This window comes from Nicoliella spurrieriana (assembly GCF_023380205.1).
Taxonomy (GTDB): Bacteria; Bacillota; Bacilli; order Lactobacillales; family Lactobacillaceae; genus Nicoliella; species Nicoliella spurrieriana.
Map to the genome: position 1 here is coordinate 121,523 of NZ_CP093360.1, position 21,258 is coordinate 142,780.

Below are 21,258 nucleotides of genomic sequence, written 5' to 3' on the forward strand. Positions count from 1 at the left end.
ATTTTAATCTATTTAAATGTTAGCAATTATAATTCGCCTTTGCTATACTTTAGTAAGGATTTGAAAGGACTGATACGATTGAGTTTATTATTATCACCAGTAAAGATTGCTAATCTAGAGTTGAATAACCGGGTAGTAATGTCACCAATGTGCATGTATTCTGTTCAAAAAAGGGATGGAGTGTTAGAACCGTTTCACTTCGTTCACTATGGCGCCAGAGCACTTGCAAAGGTGGGGATGGTGATTACTGAAGCCACCGCTGTGTTACCAAATGGCAGAATTTCGGACAGGGACCTGGGGCTTTGGAATGAAGAACAGGCTGATAAGTTATCAGAATTAGTGGATTGGCTGCATTCGTTTGGTACGAAGGTCGGGGTGCAATTAAACCATGCTGGACGGAAGGCTGAGGATGCTGAAATTGTTTCTGCACCCAGTCTACTGCAATACAGCGCTGACTATTCCAAACCACATGAATTAGACCGCCCTGAAATTAAGGAAATTAAAGCTGCGTTTGTGAAGGCTGCTGAGCGGGCACAGCGGGCCGGGGTTGATATGCTTGAAATTCATGGGGCACATGGCTACCTATTAGATCAATTTCTTTCTGCCTTGACCAATCACCGGACCGATGAATATGGTGGCTCACTTAAAAATCGCTACCGGTTAGTTCATGAAATCGTTACTGAAATCAGAGCACGATTTAACGGCTCGTTATGGATTCGCTTGTCTCTGACTGACTATGATGAGACCGGAGTGCAGAACACAATCGATGATTGGAAACAAGTTGGCAAGTGGCTTGAAGCTGATGGGATTGATTTAATCGATGTCTCCACGGGTGGTCTGATTAATAAAGCCCCAAATTTGCCGGTTCATGATGGCTATCAAACTCCGTTTGCCACTGAATTGAAAGCTGCGGTTTCGATTCCAGTATCGACGGTGGGGTTATTAGATAATCCTGGACTATGTGAATATATTTTACAAAATCATCAGGCTGATTTAATTCTTGAGGGCCGGGCATTACTCAGAAATACCAATTGGCTAAGTGACGCTGCTAAGCAGCTACATGATCATGATTTTAAGGCCTATAATGGTTCTTATCAACGAGGACAAAAGTAGTTCGGCTGCTTTTGAACTAAAGAAGGAATTTAATAATAAATTCTTTCTTTTTTATTTTTAATTATAAAAAATACATTATTTATTATTTATAATTTATTTTTAATTGCAAATAATATGAAGGAGCGATAACAATGAACATTGCAGTGATGGGGGCAACCACCCTAACGGGAAATGCAATCATGCGCCAGGGAACCCAAACCGGGAATCAAATGACGGCAATTGATGATGATGCTGATAAGGCAATTCAATTATTTGGGCAGACCACACCGTTAATTGCTGGTGATCCAATGGAACTAATTAAGGAACAATTAGAACATTTTGATGTAATTATTGATGCCTATTTACCGAAACCGGAGCAAGCATATCGACAAGTTGATTTAGCCACTAAGTTAGTGGCGATGTTTCGTGAAACGCATGCACCAAAATTAATTTTTATCTTGGGTGCTAATAGTCTGTTGACGGGGCATCGTTATGAACACTTGTTAATGCAGGACTTAAAAAACGTGCCCATGATGAATCCGTACCTACCGTTATTCAATGAACAATTGAACGAGTATCTTTTTTTACGGACAATTAAAGACGTGAATTGGCTGGGTATTTCACCGGCAATTGATGTTTATGAAGGTCCGGTAACTAAATATCAAGTGGGAGCGAACCATGTCTTACGGAATAGTGCTGGGCAATCACGGATTTCATATGCAACGTTAGGCAAAGCCGTGATTGATGAGGTTGAAAAACCTGCTCACCATATGGCTAGATTTACGGTGGCAGAGGAATAGGGAGGCATAAACATGGCTGAAATACCAATTAATGATCATGACACGTTGAATTTAGGCAATCCAAATGCACCGCACCAACTAACGGTGGTGATGAATTTAAGTTGTCGTTATTGTAAACAGTGGTGGCGCCGCAATTTCAAAACGATTCAAAGCGCCATGGATGCTGGACGGTTAGCTTTGCACATCAAGTTTTGGACTGTTAATAAACCGGCGTTGCTAATTGGCAACATTGCTCACCAATTCATTGATTTTAAGCATCCGGAGATGGCTTTTGAATTTGTAAAAAAATTAATTCAAAATCAAAATGATTTCAAACGCTATTCAGTAGAAGCAGTTCCCAAATATTTACAATCTGAATATGGGGTCGTAACGCACAATGATGATTCCGACATTATAAATACGACCCTCGAATTAAAAAGCGCTGGCGTCCGTGGAATTCCTACGATTATCATTGATGGCAATTGGCATGATAGTTATCACTATCGGTTACCTGAGTTATAATTTTTAATTGACAGTTAGCGATTGAACGCCTAGAATTTTTGGTAACTAGACTGGGGGCGGAAGACTTGAATAATAATATGGGGCGATTAACGTTGATTGCGCTTTTGTTGGTGGGGCTTCCATTGACCGGATTAACCAATAATGATGTGATTGCATCAGCAAACGGGACTGATCGTGTTACCACTAAAAAGATTGGCATTATGGTTGCGTTAAAACAAAAATATGGTTACATGAATAATCAATTTATTCACTTTTGGAGTTACTATAACAAGACCAAGTTTACTAAAAAGCTCCGCGGTGATCATTGGCTAACGGTTAATGGTGATGGGACTGCTGATACCTATTTTAAGGTGCATGGTAATCTAGTGACTTATCATTCTTTGGAACCGACTAAAAATGGTGGAGTTGCTGGAGCTAAAGTGCTTACCCACCATACAACCGTAAGTAATTTGAAGAAGCATTACTATGGAAATCATAAACAGCGATCAAAGGTAAATCGCTACGACCGAATAATTAAGAATAGTACTTGGTAGGATCACTATTGATAGGTCTAATTGAAAAATAGCCGGTAACCATTTGTGATTAAATGGTTACCGGTTATTTTGGGTTAAAAATCTAATAAGAATGCCAAAACTAAATCCTTAATGTGGGAAATTTCACTGGGGCTTAATTCAAAAAGGTAGGCTTGATTAATGTTACCATGTTTGTTAAAGGCATCATGATCAGCTCGTTTGTGGTTAGGGTTAGCAAAAAATTCCCGTTCCGGAGCGAGGGGGATTTTTAAATGATGCATTTTTAAATCAACTTGCCAACCCGCTTGCCCCCAGATATATTTGTGAAATTCAGCGGGTTTAGCAGCAGCATATGAATCACTGATTGCAATGCTGATCCCCATGATATGTTGGTGGTGGACATTTATAATGATGTCGCCTGTTTTAATGTTTTGCATGCATTCGTACGAATTGGATTGACTACCATCACGGTTTCTTTGTGGTGACCATAAAATTTGCTTTGCAAACTCGTATTGATAGCTTTGATTTTGTGAAACTAAGTACCATTTAGCCATTTGATCATTCCTGTTAATTATTAATATATTAATAATTTTAAATGATCAGTGATTAAAAAGATAGATCTAAAATGTATCATATTAAGATAATACGCAATAGAATGGAATGATAATCATCAAATTCAAAATTATTGGTAGGTATATCCTGAGTTTAGTCGTTAATATGGGGGCAAGCTTTGTAATTGTGACTTTTTTACGAGTTAGTTTGCCAACTAGTTTGACCCATGGAAACATCCCCGAGGTTCCGCCAGCGCCAATTGCTGATTTTTTGTTAATTGGCTGTTTAATTGCGATGGGGCTAATGGTTAACTGGTTGCTTAATTCCAACATTGGAAAGCAACTAACTGATCAACGGAATTCCCCGTTGCTATTAAGGGGAATTAACTGGTTGGGCCTAATTTTTATTGCATTTGCACTGGTTGGCATTAGCCTAGTGGTAAATGAGGGGAAATTCAATGATTTGATGCAGGCTAGCTTGATGGTTGCTCAATGGGGAAGTATCATTTTGACGCTAGTTGATTTAATGTTTACATTAAGACGAAATAATGCTAACTGGTACCGGTGGGCCCTTTTATTCCAATTAATGACAATCATGTGCTTCTGGCTGAATTTATGGATTTCACCAGCTTAATCAAATAGCTTACTAGCGTTAATAGTAAGCTATTTTTAGTTAAATCCGCTTCAGTGATTATTAATGTAAAATATGATTGTTCATTAATTAAAAATAGATTAGAATTTAATGTTGAAATTATTAGATGAAATGGTATACTTAGAACACTGTTGTGATTAAACAAAGGAGTGGATACATATGACAAGAAAAGTAGGCGTAATTGGAATGGGGAACGTAGGTGCAGCCGTTGCCCATCATATGGTAGTAGATGGTGTGGCTGATGATTTGGTATTAATTGATACTAATGAAAACAAGGTCCAAGCAGATGCGACTGATTTTCAAGATGCGCTTTCTAACTTACCGGAACATACTAACATTACGGTGAATGATTATTCAGCATTAAAGGATGCTGACGTAGTTGTTTCAGCAGTTGGTAAAATTTCACTACAAAAGGATAATAAAGAACACGATCGGTTTATTGAACTGCCATTTACGAAGAATGCAGTTCGCGACGTAAGTGAAAAACTGAAAGCATCGGGATTTCATGGGGTATTAATCGATATTACTAATCCTTGTGATGTAATTACAATGATGTACCAAAAATTCACTGGGTTTCCTAAGCATCGGGTGATGGGAACCGGAACGTTGCTTGATTCATCACGAATGCGCCGTGCGGTTTCATCGGAATTACATATTGATCCCCGTTCGGTTGGTGGTTATAACCTTGGTGAACATGGGAATTCCCAATTTACCGCTTGGTCGACCGTTAAGGCGTTAGGCCGGCCAGTAGAAGAAGTTGCAAAGGAACGCAACGTGGATCTTGCTGATTTAGATGAGGTCGCAAGAGCCGGTGGATACACCGTTTACCATGGGAAACATTATACCAACTATGGGATTGCTTCTGCTGCAGTTCGATTGACCAAGGTTATCTTAAGTGATGCCCATGCTGAACTACCAGTTTCCAATTGGAATGAGGAATATCAAACCTACTTATCATACCCAGCAATTGTGGGGCGTGATGGTGTGGTGGAACAAGATAAATTGAATTTAACGGATGAAGAAAAGAAAAAATTGCAGGCATCTGCAAACTACATCAAGACGCGTTTTGATGACACCATTGCTAGCATGGAATAGCAGTAATTAAAAAAGCCCAACCTATTATTATCTTGATAGGTTGGGCTTTTAATTACTTAGTAGTTGTTTTTTCAGGGGTATGAATGTGCTTAATTTGAAACCCGGTTACGGCACTTAAAATGGAAAAGACTGGTGAAAATAAACTTAGAAATACAAATGGAAGGTATGCAATGGTTGGAACCCCTAGAGTAGCGGTCACGAAGCTTCCGGCAACCCCCCATGGAATGAGGTACGTTAATGCGGTTCCACCATCTTCTAGTGCCCGGCTCAATGCAACTGGGGCTAAATTATGCTCCTTAAATGCCTTTGCGAATGATTCACCTGGCAAGATCAATGAAAGAAATTGTTCTCCAATGAAGAAGTTCACTCCCAAACAGGTAATGATTACCGAAATAATCAACGAAGCGGTGGAGCGTAAGTGACTGGTCAATGGGACCATGATGGCTTTAATGATCCCTAGGTTAATCAGGAGCCCCCCAATTGATAGGGCAACAAAGATTAAAGCAACGGTCCCCATCATTCCAGCAATGCCACCCCGGGTCAACAGCATATCTACCCGCTTGTCACCGGTTTGTGAAACGAATCCGTTTTGAATTACGTTGTTAATTTTAATGAGGTTGAGTCCAGGCATCCGTAGTAATCCCATGATTCCTGATACCAATAGGTTAATAAATAGGGTCGGAATGGTTGGAATCTTAATCCATGCACAGATGAACAATAAAAAGACTGGAATTAGCGCAACTGGTGAAATGATAAAATGGTGTTGTAACACACTGATGGTTTGGTTCACACTAGCAAAGTTAGCATGGCCGGTATGCCGACCTAAAAACGTGTACATGATAAATGCAACGATACTAGCTGGAATGGTTGACCACATTAAGTTTTTAATGTGATCAATTAGATTAGCATGAACGACTGAAGCAGCTACGTTCGTGGAGACTGAGAGTGGGGATGCTTTGTCACCGAAGACGGCTCCCGATAAAATGGCACCAGCAGTCATTGCTGGATCCACGCCTAAGGTTAGACCAATCCCCATGAATGCAATTCCGAGGGTTGAACAAACTGTAAAGGCACTTCCAATTACGGCGCCCATTGCACCACAGATTACAAACACTGATGGGAGGAACCAGTTCACGTTGATTAAATGAAATCCGTAAACCATTAGGGTTGGAATAATGCCGGTAGCAATCCAAAGTCCGATTAGTGATCCAATTAATAAAAAGATAAATAGTGGTAAAATCCCTGATTTAATACCAACAATGAAACTCTCGTTAATGTGATCCCAAGAAAAGCCACGCCACTTAGCCCAGAAAATTAAGACCATGATGCCAAATAGGATGGGCACTTCTGGTGAGATATGTAATCCAATGATTCCAACTGCCATGAGGGCAAGGATTCCGATTAGAATAATAATGCTTTCAGTTAAGGTTAGTTCTGGTTTTTTATTTTTCATGATAAATGATCCTCTCTATTTGATTAAGCTAAATTTAATGAAAGTAATCATTTTGATATCGAACGATTCCACCGCAATGATGCAGGTTTAACATTTTAACTCCTCCTTAAAACAAAAAAGTCCCAATTGCAATAAATGCAATTGGGACGATGTGGACGACCGCGGTACCACCCATTTTGACATAATAAATGTCATCTCACTAGATGGTAACGGATCTAGTTATTATCCGGTTTAAATGGTGCTTTAATGTATTTCGAATCAGCTACCCTGATCGGTTCGCAGCAACCACCGACTTTCTGACGCCCAGATAACGACCTAATTAATTAAAATTAAATATTTATTAAATTAACTATAATATTATCACAGTTTTGATTAAATGCAACCGATTCTTTTATCAAAACTAAAAACGCCAATTACCAAACGGTAATTGACGTTATACTTTAATCTATTAATCTGAACAACTATAATTAATTATAAAGAGATTTTAAATGGTTTGAGGTGATATGGCATTAATTAATAAACTAAAGTACGTTTACATTTTATCATTAACATTAAAAATATTTCAATTATTAGATACAATTATTAAAGTTTAATTACTAGTGTTTAAATTAAAATCACCATCATGTAGAATAACGGTATTAACTTTGATTGGAAATAATTTAAACAGGGGGCTAACTTTGAAATTTAAGTGGGTAGTGATTGCTTTAGCCGCAGTGGTGGGAATTTCATCGATTCCATCAATTTCTGCTTCCGCTAAAATGCAGATAACTAAGACCGTCCCAACGTCTTATCATGGGACTTGGTATGGTGCAAACCTGAAAAACAGCCGTGAATTGATTTACATCTCAAATCAATATGTAATTACCGGCTCTTATTCTAAGTACAATGCCAAAACACATCAAATTAAATACGATTACGATACTGGGTATCTACCTAAGGGCACTGGGTCTAACAAACTATTGTTTAAAAAGGTGCTTAAGGGTGATGGTCAGGCAGGAACCACATATACTTTTAATCAGGGGAGTGACATTGTAGATCAGCTGCCCGCCTATTGGGTTAGTAAGATGAAGATTAAGGGTAAAATGCAACCGGTCTTAAAAGCGTATGAAAATTATGGCGAAGTCCAGGTCTATACTAAAAAGCCAGTTGCTAAGGATTATTCTTATACCATTAAGCAAAAAAACGTTGGTTCTGAAATTGGTAAATAAAAAAACTAGCCATTTGGCTAGTTTTTTTATTATTTATAAGCATTTGTAAGTACTTTTCCATTTTGAACTGAGTAGAGCACCTTATCCTGATTGCTGTAATCAGTCATGTTAATCTTAAAGTTCTTGTCCTTAGTCTGCTTAGCCACATTAGCGGAAGTCTTTTGGAGTCCCGAAACAAAACTATCCCAGGCCTTAATTCCTTCAGAATTGTTTTGGTTACTTAACTTAATGATCTGCTTAAGGTCCTTACTAATCGGAACTAACTTAGCAGTATCGGTCCCCTCATCATAAGAGACCTTAAATAACTTCTTGTAGTTTTTCTTTAATGAACTTACGAAGTTATTAATGGCAATTTGTTGTTTTTGATTCTGTGTGGATTCGGAATTAGCAGATGAGAAGTAGGTAGCTGGTAAGCTACTCTTCTTAGGGGCCTTTTCGTGATTGTTATTTTGACAAGCGGCTAATGTGAGCGATGAAGCTAAAACCATAATTAAACCCATAATTTTAGATTTACGCATGTATTAATTCATTCCTTTTTATTACAAGATAACTATAATCATATCATTAATAGCAGTCTACATAAACCAAGAATGACTATTTTTAATATTTTGATGCTAATTTGTTAAAAACTAGTTAAGATGTTACTGCCTAACGAAGGGAAAATGTTAATTAATCCTTGGATTTGCTTGCGACTAATGTGCCACGAAATTACCATGTTTAAAATTTCGATTGCATCTTCAGCCTGGTCACTTAACTCACTAGCACCCACTAAGAAATCATCTTTATCAAAGACTAATGTTCTAGCGGCCACGGTTTGCCCAGAGGCTTTATAGTACATTTCGCCAGATAGGACCGATCGTTGAACCCGGTAGTTGGCGTCTTGCTCCACAGCTTCTGGGTTAACACCGACTGATGCCAACCGTGGCGAAGCAAAGACGTTCGTTGGCATTGGTGGAAATTCAATTGCTGCGGTTGTTTCACCGATGAATTGCTTGGTTAGATACTTACTTTCAAAGGTAGCAACGGGTGATAGCTCTGGTTTGCCCAGGTTAATTACATCTCCATCCGCATAAATATTATCAACACTTGTTTGCAGGTGGTCATTTACCTTAATCCCATGTTCATCATATTCTACACCCACTTCTTCAAGACCAATATTATGCACGACTGGATTACGACCACTAGCATCTAGGATGTAATCAGTTGCTAATTTTTGATCTTGATATTTAACCACTAGTTCGTCGTTGTGGGTTTCAATTGCTTTAATATCGGAATTAGGTACAAAATGCATTCCTCGTTGCTTTAAGCTATTAACTAGCTTATCAACCAAGAATGAATCAAAGCCACGTAGGACGCGGTCACGGTGCATTAAAATGGTTACATCAGCGCCAGCTTCATTCGCAATCGTTGCTAACTCGATTGCTACGTAGCCACTTCCGATTACCGTTAACCGTTTTGGAAGGTGGTCGATTGATAGAAAATGGGTGCTATCATGGGTTAACTCAGTGCCAGGAACGTCAATATGGTTAGGGGTTAAGCCAGTGGCGATTACAATTTTATCAGTGGTTAGATGCTTACCATTGACCGCTAATGTGTGGTTATCGACCAGTTTACCATAGCCATGGATGACGTCTACTCCTGCTGCTTTGAGGCGTTTTTTCATGCCACCGGCTGGATCAGCATCGATATTGCGATGCTTTCGTTGCATATCCTCATACCAATCAACCTTCAATTTATTTCCACCATAGATGGTTTGAAACTGGCTAGTCCGGTATGCCAGTTCGGCTGGGACGTCTAATGTAAATTTAGGGGTACAGCCAAAATTAGGGCAGGTCCCACCAATTGCAGTGGATTCAATAATGGCGGCCTTGTATCCATGCTTACCGAGTGGAACGGCCCCGTTAACGGCACCGACCCCTCCGCCTAGATAAATAACATCATAATCGTATTGATTACTCATTTTCATTTCCCCGCTTTCGTTAATATTCATACTTAAAAGTTTATCAGAACCAATTAATAAGTAAATCAATTGCGCTTGAAATTTAATTAGAAAAACATTTGACTTTTCTAATGTTATGTTATATAGTGTATTTAACTTAAATTTACTATAAATTATTAAATCGGAGGGATAATCATGGCTGCAATTATTATTATTTTAGTCTCAATTCAAATGATGTGTTTTGAAGTTAAAAGTGTTAGTCCATGGTTATCCTATAATCGCGACTAGTCTAAGTCAAAACTAATAGACTAATTGCATAGCGAAAGACCATCCTCAGCACTTTTTGTGTTGATGATGGTCTTTTATATTTTAGAGGGGGAATTGATATGATGAAAATCGGAGTTACTTCAGATGCATATTCAAATGATACTGATCCATTGGGCGGCGTTCCTAAGGCCATTATTCACTTATTAAGATCACATGGGATTACACCCGTTGCAGTACCAATTGGGAATGTTTCAGAAACGAATGCCTTAATTGAAGAAGTTGACGGTTTAATCATTAAGGGTGGCATTGACGTTAATCCAAAGCTTTATCACCAAATGGCGCTTTCGACCACCGATGTTCCTGATGATAATCGGGATGCAGCTGAATTTACTGCATTGCGGGATTCAACCTCTAACGGTAAGCCAGTTTTGGGTATTTGCCGCGGGATGCAAGCAATCAACGTTTATTTTGGTGGGAGTCTTTATCAAGACATTTATTCACAACTACCAAACGGTGATGAATTACTTAATCATACTGCTGACTGGGATAAGGGTTATTTCCCAACCCATATGATTAACGTTGATCCAAACAGCTACCTTGCTAAATCAGTTGGAACTCGAACGAAGGTTAATTCTCGACATCATCAAGCAGTTGCTGAAGTTGGCAACGGCCTAAAGGTGGTTGCCCGTGCTGATGACGGGGTGGTTGAATCAATCGAAGGAAAAAATGGTTTGATCCAAGGAGTTCAATGGCATCCTGAAAATCTTTGGGAACATGATCCAAAACAAGAACAATTATTTGAAAACTTTTTCGCACATGCTAAAAATCGCGTAACTGAATAGTGGCTTAGTTCGGTTTTAATTGGATTGAAAAGTTAAGGATGTGATTAGATTGGCAAAGCACTCACTTTGGAAAATTGGGGTGGTTGCGGCACTATCATCATTGGTGTTAGCAGCCTGTGGTTCGAATAACAGTAGTTCAGAAACGAATGGGAGTAAAAAGGATCTGGACTGGATGAGTAATGCTAGTATCTCTACGTTGGACCCTTCTAAGGCGGTCGATAGTGTTAGTGATCAGATTGTTTACAATGCTTACCGCGGTCTTTTGACCCTGGATGGTGGAAATAAGGTGGCCCCAGGAGTAGCGACTAGCTATAAAGTCTCTAACGGTGGGAAGACGTATACCTTTTATCTTCGCCATTCTAAGTGGAGTAATGGGACCCCGGTCACTGCTAAGGACTTTGTTTATGGAATTCAAAGGAGTGCTGATCCGAAGACAGCATCTCAATCTGCATATTACTTAGATCATATCCAAAATTATAATGAAGTCAAAAATAAGACTAAACCCGTTTCTGCATTAGGGGTTAAGGCGGATGGCGACTATAAACTAGTGATCAATTTAAGCAAACCCGAAAGTTACTTTAAGAATTTAGTTACGTTGCCAGTCTTTTACCCACAGAGTAAAGCGGTGGTTAAAAAGTATGGTTCGGCGTTTGGAACTGAGAGCCATAAGGCGGTTTATAACGGTCCATTTAAGGTAACTGGATGGACTGGAAGTAATGATGGTTGGAATCTTACTAAAAACAACTACTATTGGGATGAAAGTAAGACGAAGGTTAATAATATCAAATACAATGTAATTAAGGATCCAACGACTGGCTTGAACCAATATCAAGCCGGTAAGTTAGATGAATTACAGTTGACTGGTAAGCAACAGGTCGAACACTTTAAGAATAGTAACCAATTACACTTGCGAAACACCGATAGTGTTTACTACCTTGCTTTGAACCAATCCAAAGTGCCGGCGTTCAAGAATTTAGACGTTCGCAAAGCAATCTCACTTGCCATTGATCGGAATCAATTGACTAAGGACGTCTTAGGTGATGGTTCATACCCAGCGAAGGGCATCGTGCCAAAGGGCTTAGCCTCCTACAAGGGGAAGGACTTTACTGATTACTCCACTAACCGAAGTGCTACGACCGGAAACCTAGCTGAAGCTAAGCGGCTTTGGAAGAAGGGATTGGCAGAAACTAACACCAAGAAGTTGAGTTTACAACTATTGAATGATGATACCCCCACTGGTAAATCAGTCAATGAATTTCTACAAAGTGAACTATCTAAATTGCCGGGCTTAAAGATTACCAACGTTAATCTACCACACCCAACCAAAATTAGTCGGTCATTGAATAATCAATTCCAAATTTTAGTTGGTCTATGGTCACCATCGGTTACTGACCCTACTTCACCGCTAAATATTAAGGTGAGTGATAATGCCCTTAACTTTGGTAAGTGGTCTAATTCGGAATACGATGCTTTAATGGATCGCGCAACCGGAGCCGATGCTAACAACGAAGCCAAGCGTTGGGATGACATGGTTAAGGCTAATAATATCTTGTTATCACAACAAGGGGTGGTTCCACTTTACCAACAAGTACAACCAGAAGTGATCAAGTCGAATATCCATGGAATTAAGTACTATCCAAACGGACCTACTTGGGATCTTTCACAAATATATGTAAAATAGCATTAAAACATTAAAGGAAGCCGTTCATACTGAATGGCTTCCTTTAATGTTGATTGGTAATATTAAGGCTGATTTAGACTCGGATCCATAATAGGTCTTACAATATGTTATTATTAAAGTAATCAAAAACGCTAATTAGGGAGCGGTCGAGGAATTAATTATAAATTCATCCGTCCAAAGAAGCTAATTAAGGTGTTGATTAGGAATGGTGATAATAGATGAATAGATTATTAGTGATTGAAGCAATTTTAAAAACCAACAGCTTTACTAAAGCGGCTCAACTACTGGGGTATACCCAATCATCGGTTAGTCAAATGGTGGCTAGTTTAGAAAAGGAATTTCATATTCAAATTTTAAAACGGTCTCGACATGGGGTGAAGTTAACCCCAGAAGGCCGGGAATTATACCCATATATTATTCAAACGATTCATCAATATCAGGCTCTTAAAGAAACCGCAAGTTCAATTCGAGGGCTAAAGACAGGGACCGTTAGGATTGGTGCCATTACTAGCGTTAGTTGCTATTGGCTACCCACACTTTTTAAGCAATTTCGTGAAGAATATCCAGACATTGAATTTGTATTACAACAGGGTGATTATGGTATGATTCTAAATTGGCTAAAGAGTGGGCTAATTGATTTTGGATTAATGACCGCTGAGTATGGGGATGGGTTTGAAAAACACATTATCCATACGACCGAAATGAACGCATTCTTACCGGCTAATCATCCGTTGGCTAATTTAGATCGGGTCCCCATTGAAAAGCTGTGTGATGATCCCTTTATCCTAGTTGAAGGTGGTGGGTATAGTGAGCCATTAGAAGCATTTAGTAGGGCGCACATGACCCCAGACGTTAGATACCGAATTCAAGATGACTATACCATTATGGCAATGGTTGAGGCTGGCCTAGGGATTAGCATTCTATCAGAGTTAGTTTATCAGCGCACTGATTTTAATATCGTTAGTAAACCGGTGGAGCCAGCAGTAAAGAGACCGGTGGCAGTGGTCCATCGTGATAAGGAGACGCTCCCGATTGCTAGTCAATACTTTATTGAATTTTTGATTGATAATCAATCTCAACTCAAATAATTTTAACGTCAGGAGTGAACTAAATGACAGCGATCGAATTAAAATTAGGTGACATCACTAAATTTAACGGTGATGCAATTGTGAATGCTGCTAATGAGTCCTTAATGGGTGGTGGGGGCGTTGACGGTGCAATTCATTATGCAGCGGGACCGGAGTTAAACAATGAATGTGCACGCTTAAACGGCTGTCGAACTGGGGAGGCTAAGATTACCGCCGCCTATCGATTGCCTGCTAAATACATTATCCATACCGTGGGCCCGGTGTGGCATGCACAACCCAGTGATGCAAAGAAGCTAAAAAGCTGCTATGTTAATTCATTGCGGTTAGCTATTCAAAATGATTGTAAAACGGTAGCATTTCCATCAATTAGTACCGGTGCATATGGCTATCCGGTGTCAGCGGCAGCACGAATAGCTATTACGACCATTCAAAATTACCCATCCAACTTAATCGCTACGATCATTTGTTATGATCGGAAAACATTTCAAGCATATCAAGCCATCTTAAATCGCTAGTTATTGAGACTGATTTTTAGGGTTACTCGAGTGCTGACTTGGATGGGAATCATTTGACCCATTGAAGTATGAATGTGGGATGTTGCCATGGATTTGGAATTGTTTTTGGTGGTTAGTTGCAAAATTATAATCATCTACGATTAATTTCATTTCATGATGCGATATTTTGGGTTGATTATTATTGGCATGTGCAAAAAACGACCCAAACAGCAGTAATGCGCCGATTGTTAGTGCAGATAATCCGATGTAGAGGCCAATTAAATAACCGCGGTTTGACATGGTGATTCCTCCTTTCGATTGCTATATGGTTTTCTTAACTTTTTCTTTACTTTATTATAAAACAAATTTAAGAATTTGTAAGTGCTTTTATTTGTAATTTTGAATTAAATTAGTTTGATATTTGAAAATAAAAAGACTGACGATTTCGTCAGTCTTTTTATTCCACTAGGTTCATAGTGATCAATTTATACTTAATTTTAGTGGGTTTTGCTTTGATTTTTTTAGAATGTTTGGCAGTTCCCACCTTACCATGCATTGAAAAGTAAGTAGTAACGTGTTGAATTTTGGAAATTACTAACTGTGCATTGGGCTTTAATAGAAATTCCTTCTCCGGACTATTAATCGAAATGGGGGCCACATATGCTCCATTATATCCTGCTGGAATATTAATTTTTAAGAGAATTGAGCTTTGAAATCCGGTGGCGATTTTATGTGAAATACTAGATGATGAAAATGCTGCATCTTGGTATATTTGACCTACCTTTAGTGGTTGGTTATTAATATTATCCTTTAAACCAGCTTCATTAATTCCCCGGTAGATGGTCATTTTGAAGGGGGTTTTAAACTTCATAATGGCCGATTTAATTAGTTCACTTTGTTGTTTCACCTTATCACTAACCGGCTTTTCGGGATAGCGCAGGTACTTATTAATGCTCTTATAACCGTTATTGGTATAGTTACCAATTGCTTTGACCTGCTGGTTCGTTAGTGATTTACGCCATTTTTGTTCAATTTTGGTTAACTCCTTGGTACGACTTTTATTAACGTTCGTTGAGTGAAACGAGTAGGTAAAACGTTTAAAGTCTTGTACATAAAGGGGTTGGTTTTGATTAGCGAATAGCACTAAGTAACCGTCCAAGTATGATTTAATGATACTACCACTGGCAAATTTAGGCATTTCAACCGGTTGATTATAATCAGGGAATTTATTAACCAATGGATATGCATCTACGGATTGATTTAACACCCATGTGTTACTTGATAAATCAGTAACGTACGAGCTAGTGTTGTTATATTCGATCAATGATTGATTAAAATTATCGCTAGCGTTAACTGTGGGATAAATTCCAATGGTCCCCAACAGAACGCTAGCGATAATGGTTGGTTTAATAAGTTTCATAATAATTAGCTCCTAATTGAATTACCTCTCTGTGATTGATTATTGTGGGAAGTAAATATTTAATACCTTGTCTAGTGGGACGACCACTGAGTTCACCGTTTCGTTAATATCTGCATCAAGGTGTTTACGGTACCACCGACTAGCATATACCACGCTACCAGCAATTTCAGCGGAAAGTAACTCGGAATTACCATTGAAGATTAACCCGTGCATTTCACAATAAGAATCGATAATTTTTTGGATTTGCTCTTGGAACATGTTATAAAAAATGTTTGATAGATTGGCACCGGTTTTGGGATCTAACGTTTTGTTGTTGTCCTTGATAAATTGAAAAAACGGTAGTGCAATTTTAGTAAGTAGCTCTAATCGATATGGATTAAAATAATTTAAATTGTCGAACGCGGTTTTAAGGTATCGATCCAGCCACTCCTTAGAAGCAAAACTAATAAATTCGTCCTTATTTTTAAAATGACGGTAAAAAGTTGCACGTCCAATATTTGATTCCTTACATAAATCATTAACTGAAATTTTTTCAAATGATTTTAGTGTTCTTAACCGAAGAAATGCATCGGTCAATGCTTTTTGAGTCTTAACAACCCTGGCATCTTTTACATTCATTTACTCACCCTCTAGAATTTAGCGGTAGAATCTGTGCTAAAATATAATACTGATATTAACATAAATCGGCTTATAAATATATAGTATTTCAGTTTAATGTCGAGTGTTAGTGTTAGAATCGTTAGACCTTAATTATAATAGCTTTAATTTTTAGATACAGGGGATGAATAAATGTTAAATTATCATCAACAGTCCGAATGGACGGGTGATTTAGGAAAACTCCAATCACCAATTAATATTGTTCCTAATCAATTTTCAAATGATCCACAACGGTTTAATTACGATGTTCAAACAGATTACATTTTAAACCAAGTGATTGATGATGGCACGACGATTAGACTAACTGGTAGTGGTCAGGCCAACATTTTTCAACGCACCTTTCAATTTCAACAGGTCCACTTTCACATTCCCGCTGAGCATTTAATTGCTGGAGCGCGGTTTCCGTTTGAAATTCACCTGGTCCATCAAAATGCGATTGGGCAAAAGCTAGTGACTGCTCTAATGGCAACGATAGGGGATGCCAATTCTCAATTTGAGCAAATTTTGAACTCGTTTGCCCCCAAAAGCATCAATCACGTAGCAATTAAAATTACTGATTGGATTAACTTTAGTGCAAAACACGGGTTTCATTACCTAGGGTCATTGACTACTCCGCCCTTAACAGAGGGCGTGGAGTGGTTAGTTTTAAATAATGCTCCGATTACGATTAGTGATGAGCAACTTCAGCGTTACCGGAAGCTATTTAAGGAAAATGCTAGGCACTTACAACCACTTAATGATCGAAAAGGATACTCCTTTTAATGCTATTTTTAGTGGATGTAATATAGTAGTATCCATCCCACTAGTAACACCGATTCGACCATTAATGTGGTCCAAATGATTAGTCTTAACCGACTGTGCGCTTGCACCATTTGGTCTGGCATTAAAACGATTTTTAAATCATTATCCAGATGTGTTCGGATGTATTGTTGATAGATTAAATTATCACGGGCCTCGGTTTGGACACTAGCGAGAAAAATTAAAGCAGCCTCAAAAAACATAATGGTCAGTGGAATAAATCCCAGATAGAAGTTACTGATTAGATAGCCACCGAGCGCAATTCCAATTGTGATGCAAAGGCTGCCACTGATTATTTGTTTGATTTGTTTGTTTTTGATTCTTGAAGGATCTTGCTGAAGTTTATATGTATCAATTAACTGGCGCCTAATAATTAGTTGATTAGTTGAAATCTTGGGCCAACGTTTCTTGATGAGTTGAAGATACGCCCGTTTAAGGGTCCCTAAGCGGATGAATTCGATCATAATTAATATTAAGTTGACGTTTAATAGCATCTTGATAATTATTTTGAGCTCGGTAATGTTAACCACCATCCTCTGATAAATTAAAAAACTAGCCGAGGCTAGTTTAAAATGAATTAATGAAGCGGTCCATCAACAAATTGAGCTTTACCGTATCCAAAACTCCAGTCTGCATCACCATTGGTAGATAGACTCACTAATAGGTTTTTAGGGTCTAATCCAATTTTTTCTTGAAGGCCCTTTGCTAATAAATCATAGTAAGCACGTTTTTGAGAAACGTTTCTGGAACGGGTGGTAATTTGGAATACAACAACATCCCTACTTCTTTCGATTCCAAGTCCTGAATCCAAGATATTCATTTCAAATGGTTCGTGTTGGGTTAGTACTTGATACCGATCACCATTTGGAATGCCAAAGGTATCCAACATGGTTTGGTATGAGACTTCTAATAAGTCCTTTAGATATTGTTCATCATGACCCTTAATTACATCAATTCGCATAAGTGGCAAATTAATCACATCCTTATCTATTATTAGAACCATTATATAATAATGATTAATCATTGTGAATTATATTACATTACTTAAGAACTAAATTATTTAAAAATTACTATTGTTTTAACCGGTAGGACTGCAATCCCGATGATAATCTCATATTAAGTGTTATACTTTACTTGTAAATTAAAATCATTTTGATATAATTAATATTAGTTGATAATCATTATAAAGTAATTCAAAAATTATTTAAGCTCTGAAAGGCAGGTTATAACTTATGAAGGTTATTGTACTAGGTTCTTCTCATGGTGGCTATGAAGCCGTTCGTCAAATTTTAATGGATGCACCAGATACTGAAATTCAATGGTATGAAAAGGGTGATTTTATTTCATTCTTATCATGTGGGATGCAATTATACCTTGAAGGGGTTGTAAAGCACGTTAATGATGTTAGTTATGCCAAGCCTGATCAAGCTAGAAAAGATGGAGTCGATGTTTTTGTAAAACAGGAAATTACTGCCATTAATCCTGCTGACCATACCGTTCACGTTGTAAACCATAATGATGGTTCAGAACGTGATGAAAGCTATGACAAGTTAATTATGAGTCCGGGTGCCGTTCCAGCTGATTTACCAGTTGATGGCGAAGGCTTGGATAATATTTATAAGATGCGTGGCCGTGACTGGGCAATTAAGCTCAAGGAAAAGACGGTTGACCCATCGGTTAAAGACGTGGTCGTAATTGGTTCTGGATACATTGGGATTGAGGCAGCCGAAGTGTTTGCTAAGGCTGGGATGCACGTTTCCATCGTTGAATTTAATGAACGACTATTGGGTCTTTACTTAGACCAAGAATTTACCGATACCTTGACTCAGGTAATGAAGGCACATAATGTTGATTTCTATGGTAGTCAAGCTGTTTCCGCTTATAAGGGTGAAAATGGTAAAGTCACTGCAGCCGTTACCTCAAAGGGAGTTGAACTACCAGCTGACCTAGTAGTTGAAGCTGCTGGGATTCGTCCTAATACAAAGTGGTTAGACGGAGTTGTCGAATTAGACGATCACGGACTAGTTAAGGTAAACGATGCTAACCAAACAAGCGAACCAGATATCTATGCGGTGGGGGATGCAACCTTAGTCCCATTCGCACCTACTGGTGGTAAGTCAAGAATTGCGCTTGCTACTAACGCTAGACGGCAAGGTCGCAATGCTGCAATGAACGCTCTAGGTCAAAAGCATGCAATGGTCCCAGTTTCAGGCTCTAGTGCATTGTCAGTATTTGATTATAAGTTTGCATCTACCGGTTTAAAGGAAGGGACTGCTGGTAAGTTTGGCGTTAAGACCATGTCAACAGTAGTGAAGGATACTTTTAGACCACCATTTGTACCTGATGCTGCCGGAAATGCTGAGGTGCTCTTCAAGTTAACTTATGATCCTGAAAGTCACGTTGTATTAGGTGGTCAAGTAATGTCTACTCAAGACGCAACTCAAAATATGAACGTCATTTCATTAGCAATTCAAGCTAAAATGACCGTTGAAGATTTAGCATATGCTGACTTCTTCTTCCAACCAGGATTTGACCGTCCATGGAACGTCGTGAACGTTGCAGCTCAACAAGCACTTGAAGACTTAAAAAAATAATTAATTAATAATTTAAAATCCACCATCCCCTTTAAAAGGGACGGCGGATTTTTATGTTTAAATAAATATTAAGAAGTGGGTAATTCTAGATTATTTTACTTGTTATCATCTTCACAAACGGTTATTATAATCATATAAATAAAAGACATTCAAATTGAAAATGAATTAAATTTAAAGGGGTATTAATTATGAAGGTAATCGTTATCGGTTGTACTCACGCAGGAACATTTGCTGTTAAAGAAATTTTGAAGGAGCATCCAGATGCTCAAGTAACGGTTTATGAAAGAAATGATAATATTTCATTTCTCTCTTGTGGAATTGCACTCTATCTTGATGGAAAGGTTTCTGATCCACAAGGCTTATTCTATTCGAATCCTAAGGAATTAAGTGAATTAGGTGCTAATGTGCAAATGTTACACGATGTGAAATCAGTAGACACTACTGCTAAGCAGATCGAAGTGGAAGATTTAGATTCGAAGAAAGTTACCACTGAAAGTTACGATAAATTGGTGGTAACGACTGGTTCACGTCCAGTACTCCCGCCAATTGAAGGGGTTGACAACAAGAACGTCTACTTTTGTAAGAACTGGCATGATGCCCAAGTGCTATTCGAAAAGGCGCGCGGCAAGGATCAACGGATTACCATCGTTGGGAGTGGTTACATTGGTGCCGAATTAGCTGAAGCTTATTCTAACCATGGCCATGCCGTTAACTTAGTCGATACTAACGACCGGGTAATGTCCAAGTACTTTGATAAGAAATTCACTGATGAAATTGAGGACAGCTACAAACAACACGGGGTTAAACTATTTTTAGGCCAACGGGTTGCTAAGTTTGCTGGTGATGATGAATTGACAATTACCACTGATAAGGGTGAAATTAAATCCGATATGGCAATTCTATGTGTTGGTTTTAAACCCAATACCGATCTTTTAAAGGGCCAAGTTGATATGTTACCAAATGGTGCCATTAAGACTAACGACTACATGCAAACTTCTAATCCAGATGTTTTCGGTGCCGGAGATAGTGTTGCAGTTCATTACAATCCAACGAATACGGATGCTTATATTCCATTGGCTACTAATGCCGTTCGTCAAGGAATCCTAGTGGGTAAAAACCTTGAAAAACCAACGGTTAAGTACATGGGGACCCAATCATCTTCCGGACTGGAACTCTACGGTAATGCAATTGTTTCGACTGGATTAACGATGGAAAATGCTAAACGGCAAGGGGTTAAGGCCAGCGAAGTAATCATCGAAGATAACTACCGTCCTGAATTTATGCCAACGACCACGCCTGTTTTAATGTCATTAGTCTATGATCCAGACACCCGCCGGATTTTAGGTGGTGCATTAATGAGTAAGTACGATATTTCACAATCTGCAAATACTTTATCTGTATGTATTCAAAATCGGAACACGATTGATGACCTAGCAATGGTTGATATGTTATTCCAACCAAACTTTGACCGGCCATTTAATTACTTGAATATTTTAGGCCAAGCTGCTCAGGCCCAAGCTGATAATCAATAATAATTAAAGCTGCTTAAGGGATCCTTCTCCGGAAGGGTCTTTTTATTTTTAATTAAAGTTCTAAACAATTGAATAGTATTCA

General features: G+C 38.5%; 23 protein-coding genes. 14 read left to right on the forward strand and 9 right to left on the reverse strand.

Annotation, left to right across the window (positions count from 1 at the left end; translation table 11 throughout):
* Nucleotides 1-78: 78 nt before the first annotated feature.
* From MOO44_RS00640 to MOO44_RS00655, 4 genes are all read left to right on the forward strand, one after another.
* A complete protein-coding gene (locus MOO44_RS00640) occupies nt 79-1,113 on the forward strand; it encodes an NADH:flavin oxidoreductase/NADH oxidase (protein ID WP_260115988.1) in 1,035 nt (344 codons plus the stop codon).
* Nucleotides 1,114-1,244: 131 nt separating this feature from the next.
* Nucleotides 1,245-1,892 (forward strand): NAD(P)-dependent oxidoreductase, encoded by a 648-nt coding sequence (locus MOO44_RS00645; protein WP_260115989.1) that lies wholly within the window; start codon nt 1,245-1,247, stop codon nt 1,890-1,892.
* Between the two features lie 12 nt (nt 1,893-1,904).
* Nucleotides 1,905-2,393 carry a DsbA family protein gene (locus MOO44_RS00650; protein ID WP_260115990.1) on the forward strand — a complete coding sequence of 163 codons (489 nt, stop codon included), beginning with the start codon at nt 1,905-1,907 and terminating at the stop codon, nt 2,391-2,393.
* 65 nt (nt 2,394-2,458) lie between these two features.
* Entirely contained in the window at nt 2,459-2,926 is a 468-nt protein-coding gene (locus MOO44_RS00655; protein ID WP_260115991.1) for an Lreu_0056 family protein, read from the forward strand.
* A gap of 74 nt (nt 2,927-3,000) precedes the next feature.
* On the opposite strand, the gene MOO44_RS00660 is transcribed toward MOO44_RS00655, so the two are convergent.
* Complete coding sequence (locus MOO44_RS00660) at nt 3,001-3,459, reverse strand: hypothetical protein (protein ID WP_260115992.1); 459 nt, start codon at nt 3,457-3,459, stop codon at nt 3,001-3,003.
* Nucleotides 3,460-3,643: 184 nt separating this feature from the next.
* Here MOO44_RS00660 and MOO44_RS00665 point away from each other — a divergent pair, with 184 nt between their 5' ends.
* The gene (locus MOO44_RS00665) at nt 3,644-4,090 is read left to right on the forward strand and encodes a hypothetical protein (RefSeq protein ID WP_260115993.1); all 447 of its coding nucleotides are present in this window, start codon (nt 3,644-3,646) and stop codon (nt 4,088-4,090) included.
* 177 nt (nt 4,091-4,267) lie between these two features.
* Nucleotides 4,268-5,203, forward strand: coding sequence for an L-lactate dehydrogenase (locus MOO44_RS00670; protein WP_260115994.1), 936 nt, complete (start codon nt 4,268-4,270; stop codon nt 5,201-5,203).
* A gap of 52 nt (nt 5,204-5,255) precedes the next feature.
* Here MOO44_RS00670 and nhaC read toward each other — a convergent pair whose 3' ends face one another.
* Nucleotides 5,256-6,656 carry a Na+/H+ antiporter NhaC gene (gene nhaC, locus MOO44_RS00675; protein WP_260115995.1) on the reverse strand — a complete coding sequence of 467 codons (1,401 nt, stop codon included), beginning with the start codon at nt 6,654-6,656 and terminating at the stop codon, nt 5,256-5,258.
* 677 nt (nt 6,657-7,333) lie between these two features.
* Between nhaC and MOO44_RS00680 the strand changes: the two genes are divergently transcribed.
* Nucleotides 7,334-7,864, forward strand: a complete 531-nt coding sequence (locus MOO44_RS00680) for a hypothetical protein (protein ID WP_260115996.1) — start codon at nt 7,334-7,336, stop codon at nt 7,862-7,864.
* A gap of 29 nt (nt 7,865-7,893) precedes the next feature.
* Here MOO44_RS00680 and MOO44_RS00685 read toward each other — a convergent pair whose 3' ends face one another.
* Both MOO44_RS00685 and MOO44_RS00690 read right to left on the reverse strand, forming a co-directional pair.
* Complete coding sequence (locus MOO44_RS00685; RefSeq protein ID WP_260115997.1) at nt 7,894-8,382, reverse strand: hypothetical protein; 489 nt, start codon at nt 8,380-8,382, stop codon at nt 7,894-7,896.
* A gap of 104 nt (nt 8,383-8,486) precedes the next feature.
* Complete coding sequence (locus MOO44_RS00690) at nt 8,487-9,824, reverse strand: dihydrolipoyl dehydrogenase family protein (protein WP_260115998.1); 1,338 nt, start codon at nt 9,822-9,824, stop codon at nt 8,487-8,489.
* Between the two features lie 365 nt (nt 9,825-10,189).
* On the opposite strand from MOO44_RS00690, the gene MOO44_RS00695 reads away from it, so the two are divergent.
* The 4 genes from MOO44_RS00695 (at nt 10,190) to MOO44_RS00710 (ending at nt 14,196) form a co-directional block, all read left to right on the forward strand.
* Nucleotides 10,190-10,912, forward strand: a complete 723-nt coding sequence (locus MOO44_RS00695; protein WP_260115999.1) for a gamma-glutamyl-gamma-aminobutyrate hydrolase family protein — start codon at nt 10,190-10,192, stop codon at nt 10,910-10,912.
* A 40-nt stretch (nt 10,913-10,952) separates the two neighbouring features.
* Nucleotides 10,953-12,593, forward strand: a complete 1,641-nt coding sequence (locus tag MOO44_RS00700) for a peptide ABC transporter substrate-binding protein (RefSeq protein WP_260116000.1) — start codon at nt 10,953-10,955, stop codon at nt 12,591-12,593.
* Between the two features lie 218 nt (nt 12,594-12,811).
* A complete protein-coding gene (locus tag MOO44_RS00705; RefSeq protein ID WP_260116001.1) occupies nt 12,812-13,681 on the forward strand; it encodes a LysR family transcriptional regulator in 870 nt (289 codons plus the stop codon).
* 23 nt (nt 13,682-13,704) lie between these two features.
* Nucleotides 13,705-14,196 carry an O-acetyl-ADP-ribose deacetylase gene (locus MOO44_RS00710; RefSeq protein ID WP_260116002.1) on the forward strand — a complete coding sequence of 164 codons (492 nt, stop codon included), beginning with the start codon at nt 13,705-13,707 and terminating at the stop codon, nt 14,194-14,196.
* On the opposite strand, the gene MOO44_RS00715 is transcribed toward MOO44_RS00710, so the two are convergent.
* From MOO44_RS00715 to MOO44_RS00725, 3 genes are all read right to left on the reverse strand, one after another.
* On the reverse strand, nt 14,197-14,475 hold the full coding sequence (locus MOO44_RS00715) for a hypothetical protein (RefSeq protein WP_260116003.1): 279 nt from the start codon (nt 14,473-14,475) through the stop codon (nt 14,197-14,199).
* 157 nt (nt 14,476-14,632) lie between these two features.
* Entirely contained in the window at nt 14,633-15,595 is a 963-nt protein-coding gene (locus MOO44_RS00720; protein ID WP_260116004.1) for an ADP-ribosyltransferase, read from the reverse strand.
* Between the two features lie 39 nt (nt 15,596-15,634).
* Nucleotides 15,635-16,213 carry a TetR/AcrR family transcriptional regulator gene (locus MOO44_RS00725; protein ID WP_260116005.1) on the reverse strand — a complete coding sequence of 193 codons (579 nt, stop codon included), beginning with the start codon at nt 16,211-16,213 and terminating at the stop codon, nt 15,635-15,637.
* Between the two features lie 171 nt (nt 16,214-16,384).
* Here MOO44_RS00725 and MOO44_RS00730 point away from each other — a divergent pair, with 171 nt between their 5' ends.
* Nucleotides 16,385-17,014: a carbonic anhydrase family protein gene (locus MOO44_RS00730; protein ID WP_260116006.1), complete on the forward strand. Its 630-nt coding sequence runs from the start codon at nt 16,385-16,387 to the stop codon at nt 17,012-17,014.
* An 8-nt stretch (nt 17,015-17,022) separates the two neighbouring features.
* Here the strand turns inward: MOO44_RS00730 and MOO44_RS00735 are convergent, their stop codons facing one another.
* Together MOO44_RS00735 and MOO44_RS00740 are read right to left on the reverse strand one after the other, a co-directional pair.
* A complete protein-coding gene (locus MOO44_RS00735) occupies nt 17,023-17,583 on the reverse strand; it encodes a hypothetical protein (protein ID WP_260116007.1) in 561 nt (186 codons plus the stop codon).
* A 44-nt stretch (nt 17,584-17,627) separates the two neighbouring features.
* A complete protein-coding gene (locus MOO44_RS00740; protein WP_341482919.1) occupies nt 17,628-18,011 on the reverse strand; it encodes a tautomerase family protein in 384 nt (127 codons plus the stop codon).
* Between the two features lie 271 nt (nt 18,012-18,282).
* On the opposite strand from MOO44_RS00740, the gene MOO44_RS00745 reads away from it, so the two are divergent.
* Together MOO44_RS00745 and MOO44_RS00750 are read left to right on the forward strand one after the other, a co-directional pair.
* Entirely contained in the window at nt 18,283-19,644 is a 1,362-nt protein-coding gene (locus MOO44_RS00745) for an FAD-dependent oxidoreductase (protein WP_260116009.1), read from the forward strand.
* Nucleotides 19,645-19,832: 188 nt separating this feature from the next.
* On the forward strand, nt 19,833-21,176 hold the full coding sequence (locus MOO44_RS00750; RefSeq protein ID WP_260116010.1) for an FAD-dependent oxidoreductase: 1,344 nt from the start codon (nt 19,833-19,835) through the stop codon (nt 21,174-21,176).
* The last annotated feature ends 82 nt before the right edge of the window (nt 21,177-21,258 follow it).